Genomic DNA, 11,855 nt, shown 5'->3' with positions numbered 1-11,855 from the left:
AACCCGCCCCCGGACCCCCTCCCGCGTGTCCTCGCCCTTCCTATTCGAAAACGCACGCGACAACCCCCTTCGGAGAAACAAAAAGCAAACGGAACAGACGGTTCCCCTAAAAGTGAACCGCTGCGACCATTGCCGCCGGATCGGACAGAACGTCACAACATCTCGCAATGAGGCCGATCGCCTGCACGAACACTCGTTCGACGGCGCATCGATCGTACATTACGATGCGTCAGCTGATGGGAAGTCAGCGACTTCCGCGAAGGCAAACCAGACGTTTCCGCACACTTCCATGCAAAGGCAGTTCGAGTCCGTTCTTCCGGATAAATCTGAAAGGATCACGTCATGAAGTCCCGTGCACGCTCGCACGGCCTGTCCTCGGCCGCAGCCGCGGCCGCTCTTGTCCTGGCCGCCACGAGCGGATGGACGGCGGCACCAGCCGCATCCGCCGACACCCCGCCCCCCGTCGCGGTCGCCCCGGCCGCGATCGAGACCTTCGCCTACCCCGACGCCGCCCGGATCCTCGCCGACCGCGGCATCACCCTCACTCGCGGCAACGGCGGCATCACCCTCACCGACTGCGCCAACGGCAACTACCAGATCAAGCTCGGCGCCACCACCTCGGACCCTTCCGACGGCGACACGATCTGCTTCAACGCCCCCGGCGCCAGCGGCTACCTCGCCCTCACCATCCCCGAGGCCTACCGCATCAACACCTACGGCCGCTCCATCCGGGCGAGCCTGACCACCAACCAGGGCCCACTGGAGACCGTTGACGTCGCCGCCAACGCCTCCAAGGGCATCGGCGAGTCGCTCGACCCCAACAGCCGGGCCGTCCTCCTCGAACTGCGTATCACGGGCACCAGCGTCGCCCTGCCCGCTCCCCAACCCACCGACCCCGCGCTCGCGTTCGCCGCCAAGCTCGACATCGGCCCCGGCAACCGCGCCTGCACCGCCACGCTCGTCGACCGTTACTGGGCCCTGACCGCGGCCAGTTGCTTCGCCGACAACCCCGCCTCCCTCCAGGAAGGCCCGGCACCCGAATACACGACCCTCACGGTGGGGCGCACCGACCTCACCAACACCGGCGTCGGCGCCGTCACCAGCATCGACCGGATCGTTCCCCGTCCGGACCGCGACCTCGTCATGGCCCGCCTGGCCAGCCCCATTGACGGCATCACCCCCGCGGTCCTCGCCACCACGCCCCCCACTGCCGGCGAGAACGCGAGCGTTCCCGGATACGGCCGCACCGCCACCACCTGGATACCCTCCAAGCTCCACACCACCACCCACACCACCACGGCCGTCACCGCCACCGGCCTCGACACCGCTCCCACCGCCGGCGCAGCCGCCCTGTGTCACGGTGATGCCGGGGCTCCTCTGCTGGCGGCCAGGAGCGGTTCGGTCCAGGTCCTTGCCATCGCTTCCCGGTCCTGGCAGGGCGGCTGCCTCGGTGCTCCCGCCGCCGAAACCCGCACCAGCGCGACCAGCTCCCGTGTCGACGACCTCGGCACCTGGATCAAGGAGGCGCGCTACAGCACCGCGGACGTGAAGCCGGGTACCCACGTCCAGGTCATCGGCGCCCAGTCCGACTTGTGGGACACCGTGAGCGACCACCAGAGTGGCCGCTGGTCCAACCGCTGGGCCCTCGCCGACAGCGGAACCGGCCTCGGCACCCAGACCGCCGTGGACAGCGTCGCCATCGGCAACGCCGTCCACGTCTACGCCATCGGCACCGACGAGAGGGTCTACACCCGCGACGGTGTGGTCGGCGGCACCTGGTCCGCCTGGCAGGAGGTTCCCGGCGGCGCCAGCGGAGCCCGGGACATCACCGCCACCACCCGCGGCAACACGGCGAGCCTGCAGATCGTCGGCTCCGACGACCTCCTCCACACCACCAACGTCGACTATGCAACCGGCACCTGGGCCCCCCAATGGGTCAAGGTCGACGACGACCCCGTCAAGGCCATCACCAGCGCCGCCACCCCGGACAACACCGTCCACGTCTACGCCATCGGCACCGACCTCAACATCTACACCCGCGACAACAAGCCCGACGGCACCTGGACCATCTGGCAGGAGGTTCCCGGCGGCGCCAGCGGAGCCCGGGACATCACCGCCACCTCGGCCGCCACCATCGGCTGACAGTGATGATGTTCGTGGTGGCGCTGCTGGTGGGTCTGACCCCTCGGCTGACTGACGTTCCGACTGTCCTGTTTGGGATTTGTCGGCTCATCGGTGGCGTCACCACGCACGCGGCCGGACGGGCGTTTGTGACTTCATGGGAGCCTGGCCAGAGGCCCCGTCACTGTCTTGTCCACCCGCCCGACCGGCGCGTGCCGCCCCCGGCTCGGACAAGCGGCAAGGACGGACATGACCAGCATGACGCATGGGGACCCGGAGATCACCGGCGGAGTCGACACCCACGGCCTCACCCATCACGCGGCGGTGATCGACCGGCTGGGCCGGCATCTCGCCGACCGGGAGTTCCCGGCCACGGTCCACGGTTACCGGGACCTGCTGAAATGGATGCGCTCGCACGGCACGCCGAGCGCGGTCGGGGTGGAGGGCACCGGCGCCTACGGCGCCGAACTCACCCGGGTGCTGACAGCGGCCGGGATCGCGGTCGTCGACGTCGACCGGCCCGATCGCAAGGTGCGACGGCTGAGGGGCAAGTCCGACCCGCTCGACGCCTACGCCGCCGCCACCGCGGTGGCTTCCGGCCGTGCCACTGGCGTTCCCAAAAGCCGCGACGGCGCGGTCGAAGCCGTCCGGGTGCTGCGGGTCGCCCGCCGCAGCGCGGTCAAGGCCCGCACCCAGGCGACGAACCAGATCCGCGGCCTGCTGGTCTCCGCCCCGGCCGCGTTGCGCGAGCAGGTCGCAGGGCTGAACAGGACCGCACTGATACGCACGCTCGCCCGCCTGCGGCCCGGTTCGGACCTGTCGACGCCGACGGCCGCCACCAAGGCCGCTCTGCGGCGCCTGGCCCGCCGCCACCAAAGCCTCGACGAGGAGATCGCCGAGCTCGACACCGAGATCGGCCCGCTGGTCCGGCAGGCCGCACCCGAACTGCTCGCCCTCTTCGGAGTCGGCCCCGAGACCGCCGGCCAGCTCCCCGCGTCCGCCGGCGACAACCCGCAACGGATGCGCTCCGAGAGTGCGTTCGCGCACCTGGCCGGGGTCGCGCCGATCCCCGCGCCCTCCGGCCGCACCCACCGCCACCGGCTCAACCGGGGCGGCGACCGGGCCGCGAACAACGCCCTTCACACCATCGTGCTGGTCCGCATGCGCTACGACGAACGCACCCGCGCCTACGTCGCCCGCCGCACCAAGGACGGCCTGTCGAAGAAGGACATCACGCGCTGCCTCAAACGCTTCGTCGCCCGCGAGGTCTACCGCGCCCTGACCAGCAAACCGGCAGGACACATCACACAAACCGACCTCACTCCAGCGGCTTGACGTCTATAGGAGCATCCCGCTCGCAACCCTGGGCACCGTTCGACTCCGAATGGTGAAACCGCCGGACGTCGACCACACATCGATCTCCGGCCACGACACAGATCTGCCCTTCCCTCTCCGCTGGCACAACGACGGGGCCGCCAGGCCCAACGGCGCCTGGCGGCCCTGTACAACGGCCACTGCTTCGTACTCCGGCCGGCGACGGGACACGATCGCCGTTTCTGACAAGCTGACAAGCGCACTCGACCGGCACTGCCTGGGCTGCTGTGATCGGCCTCCCCCACTGGGCCCCGCTGCGGCCGCCAGCCACTGGGCAGTAGCCGGGGCACTGCACCGCCGACCCCGCCCAGGAACGCCGTGATCAGCCGCCCGGCCCGTTCGGAAGGAATACGGCCTTCGCATCGCCTGAACTCGACCAAGGAGTCCAGAAGCTGATGCGAAGGCCGGTCTGGCAAGCGCAATGGAGCAGGGCCACGCCCTACGGCATCAATACCGGAGGACGGCCACGGCTCCTCGACGCAGCCGAGATCGATGAGGTAGCCGGCCAGGGAGTGCCAGTTGGCTGACGTGTGCTGCTGGAGGAGAGCGACGACCTCAGCGGTACGGCCCGCCGAGAGGAGGAGTCCGGCGATGCCCCACGCCGCGTCGGAGGTGTCGCCTTCGGGGTGGACGCGGGCCTGGTCGAGTGCCTGGTCAACGCCCGTGCCTGCGGCGATCAGCGGCAGGCACGGGCGGAACAGGTCCCACTCCTCCTCTCCTGCGCGCCGTGCGGCGAGGGCGTCAAAGTGGGCCATGCCGTCCCCGGGACAGCCCTGGTTGAGCCACAAGTCGGCCAGGGTGTGGAGGATCCAGTCCTCTCCGGGGCGGGTGTCGGCCAGGGTGCGCATCACCTCGATCGCCTCGCCGCCCCGGCCGTGCCGGGCCAGGACAGCCGTGTCCTCCAGGTCCCAGAAGCGGGACGACCCGTCGTTCGAGGGACCCACAGGCTCGATCGAGAGCATTCCGTCCCCCAGCAGCCGCACCGGTTCGGTGCTGGCCGCCGCGGCCTGGACCAGCAGGCTCTCCCGCGGGCAGCCGCGCAGCGTCAGAACCTCTCGCGGCAGCGGAGACGGGTCCATGAACAGGCCGTCGACCTCCGCGCACCGCCCCCACAGCACGCCCTCCTCCACACCGCCGACGTCCTCCCGCACCAGGAGATACCGGACCGGGAGGTCCCGCGCCCACCCCGCATGTTCCTCGGACCGCATGTTCCTCGGACCGCATGTTCCTCGGACCGCATGCTTCTCCCTTGCTACCAGGCTGTCTTGGCGCACCCACCCTGCGGTTCACCGACGCCGACGCCCTCCGAATATTGCGTGCTTGGAAGGACGCTCCTCGCCAGTCGGAGCGGCGGTGTGGAGCGCAGCCAAGCGAGGGCCTTCGCCAACGGCCTGCAGCACTCCCAGTTGATCGCCGTGTCCGCGGCCTCCAACCGCTCCTAGGCGACAAGTCACCGGACACGCCTGGCGCCCGCCAGCGATCGGGTACTGGTGCACGTACTGCCGGTCGTGGACCGACACCGAGCACATCTACGGCCTGTCCGTCACCACCGCAGCGAAGGCAGCGCTGGACGAGATGCTCGACACCTGCGCATAGCCGACGCTCCCCGGCCTGCCCCGGCTCGGGGTAGGCCGGGTTGTTACCGTGCGGGTGCGAGCCAGCAGCGCTTGCCCCGATGGACCTCAGAACTCAGCAAGCCAGGGGAAGTCGTCGGGGTTTCGCATCTGGTTGAGGCATACGAGCAGGCCGTTGTCCTTAACGCCGTCCTGGGCATCGCGCAGCCAGGGGACAGGGGCGAGGAGAGCCGTCAGCTCGTCGGTGACCGCGGAGTCGAGGAGGACGTCGAGTTCGGTGAGGATGGGGTCCTCGACGAGGCACAGCCAGGCCAGGGCGGCGCTCACGCGCACGTCCGTTGGCCGGTCGGGGCATCGCCACCACTCCCGCAGCTGTTCGACGGTCGCCGGATCGCCTTCCTCTCCGGCAAGTTGGCCGATCGCCAGGACCAGGCAGGCTCGTGTCACAGGGTCTTCCTCGCGAGCGAGGCGGGTGTCCAGGGCAGCCGGGGCGTGTCCGGGTGAGGGCAGCGCGGCTGCCAGGGCGTAGGCAGCGGCCTGGCGGACGGCTGCTTCGCGGTCGTCCAGCAGGAAGCACAGTAGATCCGCGTCCTCCGACACGGCCCTTCGGGCCGCCTCGATCGACCAGGTCTCCAGGTAGCCGCTCGGGCCGAACCGGATGGAGCCGTCGCGTTCACCCGCGCGCAGGAGACCGGTACGTGAGCCATCGCCGAAGTGCTGCCGACGTGCAACCGCGCCGACCAGGAGCAGGAGGGCGGTGCGGTGGCGGGGGTAGGCGAGCGCGATGCGGATCAGGAAAGGGACAGCCAGAGCTCCGGGGGCGGAAGTGCCGCCTTGATGACAGACCCGGTTCCACGCGTGCCGAGAGCCCGGTCGGAGGCCTCATCGTCAGTCGCGGTCGCGGTGTTGGTGACCCGTCCGGCATCGACGTCCGCCTGGGTGACGGTGTAGGTGGCCGTACAGGTCAGCGACGCGCCGACCGCCAGCATGGTGGACGGGCACGAGATCACCGGCGGTGTCCCCGTCCCCGAGAACACCGTGTCAGCCACGGTCACGTTCGTGAGGTCGACGTTGCCGGTGTTCGTCACCTGAAAGCTGTAGGCGACAGACTCTCCCACTGTCGAGACGGTGGTCGGCGAGGCCGACTTCACCACCGCGATCGACGGCGCCTGCGAGGCGGTCACCGTCGCGCTGGACGGCGGCGAGTTGATGGCGGATCCGCTGGGCGGGCTTGCCATTGCTTGCGCGGTGTTGGTGATCTGGCCCACGTTCACATCCGCCTGCGTCACCGTGTACGTAGCCGTACACGTCATCGAGGCACCGGCCACGAGCGTGGTCGACGGGCAGGAAATCATTTGTAGGCGGTCAGGTCCTGGACGAGCTGCTCCCACTCGGCGTCCCAGGCCACGCCCAGGCCTCCGACGCGGAGACCGCCGGAAGGACCGTAAGCGCCGAGCGCGGATAGGTTCGGGTCTCCCCGAACCCGAGGGTTCTCGCGGGGTTTCGACGCCGAGGACGTAGCACAGGGCGGTACGGACGGTGTGTCCAGGCCAGGTGACTTCTCCCCGTTCTAACCAGCTCATGGCCTTGGCGTCAAACGCTTTCGGCCTGATCTTTCTCTTACCCAAAGATGATTGATGCTTGATCAGGTCATTGCTGTATTCCTGAACGGCTTCGGCGACGTGCTGCTGGGTGAGTCCCGTGCGGCGCCTTGCGCGGATCAGCGACTGGTTCTCAACCACTTCGACCCCCGGTGTGGACGCGCCTTCCGTTGCGAAGAGCGGTCAGCGTAGCAAGGCGGGATGGTGGCCGCGTACGGCCCGATCGGGCCAGATCCGCGCCGCGAAACTGGCCACCAATCTGGGGTGCCGGGCGACCCCGGCGTGGCGCTTTAATGACTGTCCCGGCCGGGACACACCGCTTTCGGCCCGCCGGTGGCGCGCTCCCCGCGAGGCTGCCGGCGGCCGGTGGCGCGTGGTCCCGGTCCGGCCCGATCCGATCGAGGGGGCCGTCGACCACGAGCGTCTGCGGATCGAGCAGTGCGTGGCGGCCCTGCGCACCAGCTGGCTTCCGTGAGCTGATCCTCGGTGTGCCGACGACCCACCCACCCGATCTACGAGTCCGAGCTGTCCGTCTGAAGGAGGCATCCCGTGATCGAGCAGCTGACCCCCGCCCAGGTGAAGTCCTGGGAGCGGCACTTCGCCGGCGCCGGGCACGAGCGGGCGCGCACCGTCGAGGAGGGCATCTGGCGGCGCACCCAGCCCACACCGCCGTCGGCCAGATCATCGACGCCACCGCCCGCAACATCGACGACTACGCCGCAGGCCGCACCAACGAGAACACCCTCGTCCCGCGGAGTGCGACCGCTGCTGGCCGATTGGAGTGAGCCGCGCGGCCGCGACCCGGCCGTGTGCTCGGTTCGGGCGTACCTCGGCGCGCCGGGAACCACAGGTCCGTGCACGCTGAACCGGGTGGGCGGAGGCAGGCGCACGCCTCCGGACCACCGGCCCGGCACACCGCCGCACGGATCGGAGCACAGCATGATCGGAACCCCCGCGCCCTTCGCCGAGAACGACGGCAACGACGGGAACGCCGGTCCTCCGCCCCTGCCGGGCTGCGCCGAGGACGCGGCCGCCGCCCTCAAGCAGATGTTCGTCGACCTGACCCAGGGGGCCCGGATGTCCCGCGGCCAGGACCCCGTCAGGCGGCCGGTGTTCCTCAAACCGCACGGCGTCGCCCGCGGAGTGCTGACGGTCTCCCCCGACCTGCCGCCCGACCTGCGCGTCGGGTTCCTCGGGACCGCCCACGAGCGGCCCGACGGCCTGGCCGCCTGGGTGCGCTTCTCCAGCGACACCGTGCCCGGCAACCCCGACCTCCGCACCACCCTGGGCATCGGCGTCAAACTGTTCGGCGTGCCCGGCCCGAAGCTGCTGGACGGCGAGACCGAGGCCGGCACCCAGGACCTGCTGCTCCAGAACCACGACGTGTTCTTCGTCGACACCGCCCAGGACATGTGCGAGTTCACCAAGGCCGGTGTCGTCGACGGCGACTACGAGCAGTACCTCAAGGACCATCCGGTCACCCGGGAGATCCTCGACGCGATGGCCCGGTTCGAGGAGAGCGTGCTCACCGCCGACTACTGGAGCGTGCTCCCCTACGCCTTCGGCCCCGAGCGCTTCGTCAAGTACAAGCTGGTGCCCGCCGGTTGCGCGCCGGGCGACCCGGCGGCGGTGCCGCCCGACGAGAACCCCGGCTACCTGGGCGCCGACCTGCGCCACCGGCTCGCGGCGGGCACGGCGGCCTTCGACCTGATGCTGCAGTTCCGCACCGACCCGGAGCGGATGCCGCTGGACCGGGCCACCGTCCGGTGGGACGAGGCCGGCAGCGAACCCGTGACGGTGGCCCGGCTGACCCTCCGGAAGCAGGACATCACCGCGCGGGGCCAGGCCGCCTACGGCGAGAACCTCGCCTTCAACCCGTGGCACGCCCTCGCCGAGCACCGCCCGGTGGGCAGCATCTCCGAGGTCCGCAGGACCGTCTACCAGGCGTCGGCCGGACAGCGCCGCGACGTCAACGGCGTGCCGGCGGCCGAACCCGGCCCGGCCCGCCCGCAGATCACGCCGCCGCCCGGCCGCGACACCCGGATCGTCCGGGCCGCCGTGCACCCGGCGATCGGGGTGGCCAGGATCGGCGACAGCGCGGACGCGTACGTCCTCGCCCCCGAGGTCGACCAGCCGGCCCCGCTGCCCGCCGGGAGCTACAAGGACGCCACCGGCGCCCTGAAGCGGCAGGCCGTCCGGTTCCGCGTCTACGGCTACAACGCGGCCGGCGAGCCGGTGGCCGAGCTGACCGCCGACAACGCGGACCTGCGCTGGACGGTGCACGTCGCCAACCGGAAGGCCGCCTGGTACCAGTTCCAACTGGCCCTCGACATCCCCGAGGCGGACCGGGCCGACGACAGCAACCTGCGCAACCCCAAGGTCCCGGCCGACCAGCGCGAGCGTCTGGTCATCGACCCCGGCCCCCGGTCGGTGCGCGGCCGCGACCGGTCCGGCGGTCCCGAGCACACCTTCGACACCGGCACCTTCCTGGGCCGGCCCGTCTACCTCGGCGAGCTGCGAACGGACGGGAGCGGCCGGCTCCTCTTCCTCGGCGGCCGGGGCGTCTCCGCGTCCGCCACCGACACCCCCGCCGACACCTTCGCCAACAACGACGGCTGGCACGACGACGTCTCCGACGGCCCGGTCACCGCCGAGGTCAGCATCGACGGGCGGCCGATCCCGGTCGAACCGGGCTGGGTGGTCACCGCGCCCCCCAACTACGCGCCCGAACTCACCTCGGTGCGCACGATGTACGACCTGGTCCGCGACGCCTTCGTCACCGCCGGCCTCCTCCCCGAGCCGCCGCGGCCGTCGTTCACCCGGGACGTGCTGCCCGTGCTGCGCCGCCTGTGCGACCTCCAGTGGGTCAACCAGGGGGTGGCCGTCCAGCTGGGGCACGGCGGGCGGGAGGACCTCCTCGACCCCGCGCGCCTCGCCGCGCTGGCGGACCCCTCGCCCGTCCAGCGGGAGCTGCGCCGTCAGGTCTGGCTCACGATCCGCGACTACGACCGTGACGGCCTCTCCCCCGTCCCGTGGCCGGGCGTCTACGGCGATGCGATGAACGTGCCGGCCGAGTCGGTGCGCCAGCACGTGACGCTCTCCCCGCTCCAGTACCGCCTCCTGCGGCGCTGGGCCCGCGGGGACTTCGTCGCCGACCACGACCAGCAGGCCGCACCGCCCGCCTCCCTCGACGACGTCCCGTTCGCCGAGCGGCCGCGGACCCTGGACCGGGCGGCGCTCTCGTTCTGTCTCGCCGACGCCTTCCACCCCGGCTGCGAACTCACCTGGCCGATGCGCCACACCACCCTGTACAGCAGCCCCTTCCGGGTGCGCCTGCGCGATCCGGCGCTGCCGCCCCCGCCCGCCTACGGTCCGACGCTCACCCCGCAGACCGCCCTCTCCTTCGACGGCCCGCTCTACGCCCAGCGGCCCGGCGACCTGACCAGGTGGATGGCCGTACCCTGGCAGACCGACACCGCGAGCTGCCGGTCCGGCTACGAGTACCTCTCCGGCTTCGGCACCTACGACCCGTACCTTCCCACCTTCTGGCCGGCCCGGGTGCCCAACCAGGTGATCGCCGAGGAGGAGTACGCGATCGTCATGGACGCCTCCCGGCCGATCGAGGAACGCCTGGCCGCGTTCGGCAACCGGCGGGCCTGGCTCCGCTGGCTCCCCCCGCGCTACACCGACGCCATCAACGCCATGGTGACGGACTTCGGCCGACTCGGCGTGGTCGAGCGCCGCCCCGGGCCCACCGACGACCCCCGCCTCCCGGCGGAGCTGCTCGTCGAGTCCGAGGTGACCTTCCCGCCGGAGCCCGCACCACCGGCCCGGCGCAACCTGGTCGCCCTGCACGTGCCGCTCGGCGCCGACCCGGTGCTCGGCGAGGCCGCGCTGGCCACCGCCGTCACCATGGCGGAGCTGCCCGACGAGGAGGTCTCGGCGGGCTACATCGACAAGGTCAAGCGCCTGCGGCGCGACCGGTGACGAACCACCCGCGCCCGCCGGAGCCCGTCGACGCCGTCGTGGCGGGCGGCGGCCCGGCGGGCTCCGTCGCGGCACTGGTCCTGGCGGCCGCCGGCCGGCGCGTCCTGCTCCTCGACCCCGGCGGGCGCCCCGCGCCGCCCGCCGGCCCCGGCGCGTTCAAGATCGGGGAGTCGCTGCCGCCCGCCGCCCGGCCGCTGCTGCGCGACCTCGGGCTGCTGGACGGCTTCCTCGCCGCCGGGCACCCCGCTTCCACGGGCACGTACGCCGCCTGGGGTTCACCGGCCCTGCACGGCGTCAGCCACCTCTTCGACCCGTACGGGCACGGCTGGCACCTCGACCGGCTCCGCTTCGACGCCTTCCTGCGGGACGCGGCCGTGGCGGCCGGCGCGGAGCCGCGGCGGGCCACCCTCCTCGCGAGGTCCGGCGGCCGGCTGACCGTCCGCCGGCACGACACCGGTGATGACGGCGGTGCCGGCGGCGGGGCCGCAACCGTGGCGGAGCTGCACACCCGCTGGACGGTCGACGCCACCGGGCGGAGCTGCGTCATCGGCCGCCGGCACGGCCGCCGCCACCGGCAGGACCGGCTGCTCGCCGTCTACGCCGTCCTCCCCGGCGGGCACGCGGCCGACGGCACGGGCCCAGAGGACGCCGAGGCCCGGACGCTCGTCGAGGCGGCACCCGACGGCTGGTGGTACACCACCCGCGTCCCGGCCGGACGCCTAGTCGCCCATCTGACCGACCCCGACCTCGCCGCCCCCTCCCTCCGCACCCCGCAGGGCTTCTGGCGCGGCGCCACCCGGACCGACCACGTCCGCCGGCGCCTGGACGGCTACGACCCCGCCGCAACCCCCGTGCCGCGCTGGACACCCGCCCACGGCGTGCGGCTGGGCCCGGCCGCGGGTCCGGGCTGGGTGGCGGCCGGGGACGCCGCGCTCGCCTTCGACCCGCTCTCCTCCCAGGGCATCCTCACCGCGCTGCACACCGGCGCCCGCGCCGGGCAGACCGTCGCCGCCTGCCTGGCCGCCCCGGAGCGGGCGGCGGCCGCCCTGGCCGACTACACGGCGTTCCTGGACGGCGTCGCGGACGCCTACCGGAGGAACCATGCGTATGCGTATGACCAGGAGTGGCGCTGGCCGTTGAGCCCGTTCTGGCGACGCCGCCGAACGGGCGGGGCACCTCGGCCCGGCATAGCCTGAAA

At 71.9% G+C, this 11,855-nt stretch carries 6 protein-coding genes; 4 read left to right on the top strand and 2 right to left on the bottom strand.

Annotated features, from left to right (window positions below; translation table 11 throughout):
- Positions 1 to 342: 342 nt before the first annotated feature.
- Complete coding sequence (locus ACFVFS_RS23115; RefSeq protein WP_380626505.1) at positions 343 to 2,142, top strand: trypsin-like serine protease; 1,800 nt, start codon at positions 343 to 345, stop codon at positions 2,140 to 2,142.
- Positions 2,143 to 2,370: 228 nt separating this feature from the next.
- The gene (locus ACFVFS_RS23110; RefSeq protein WP_380626504.1) at positions 2,371 to 3,456 is read left to right on the top strand and encodes an IS110 family transposase; all 1,086 of its coding nucleotides are present in this window, start codon (positions 2,371 to 2,373) and stop codon (positions 3,454 to 3,456) included.
- Positions 3,457 to 5,177: 1,721 nt separating this feature from the next.
- Here ACFVFS_RS23110 and ACFVFS_RS23105 read toward each other — a convergent pair.
- Positions 5,178 to 5,669 (bottom strand): HEAT repeat domain-containing protein, encoded by a 492-nt coding sequence (locus ACFVFS_RS23105; RefSeq protein WP_380626503.1) that lies wholly within the window; start codon positions 5,667 to 5,669, stop codon positions 5,178 to 5,180.
- 191 nt (positions 5,670 to 5,860) lie between these two features.
- The gene (locus ACFVFS_RS23100; protein ID WP_380626502.1) at positions 5,861 to 6,337 is read right to left on the bottom strand and encodes a hypothetical protein; all 477 of its coding nucleotides are present in this window, start codon (positions 6,335 to 6,337) and stop codon (positions 5,861 to 5,863) included.
- 1,272 nt (positions 6,338 to 7,609) lie between these two features.
- Between ACFVFS_RS23100 and ACFVFS_RS23095 the strand changes: the two genes are divergently transcribed.
- A complete protein-coding gene (locus ACFVFS_RS23095) occupies positions 7,610 to 10,657 on the top strand; it encodes a LodA/GoxA family CTQ-dependent oxidase (protein WP_380626501.1) in 3,048 nt (1,015 codons plus the stop codon).
- Positions 10,654 to 11,853, top strand: coding sequence for an FAD-dependent monooxygenase (locus ACFVFS_RS23090; protein WP_380626500.1), 1,200 nt, complete (start codon positions 10,654 to 10,656; stop codon positions 11,851 to 11,853). Before ACFVFS_RS23095 ends, ACFVFS_RS23090 begins: the two co-directional genes overlap by 4 nt.
- Positions 11,854 to 11,855 lie beyond the last annotated feature (2 nt).

Origin of the sequence: Kitasatospora sp. NPDC057692 (genome assembly GCF_042799475.1) — a bacterium.
Taxonomy (GTDB): Bacteria; Actinomycetota; Actinomycetes; order Streptomycetales; family Streptomycetaceae; genus Kitasatospora.
This window is presented reverse-complemented; position numbering and strand designations above follow the sequence as displayed.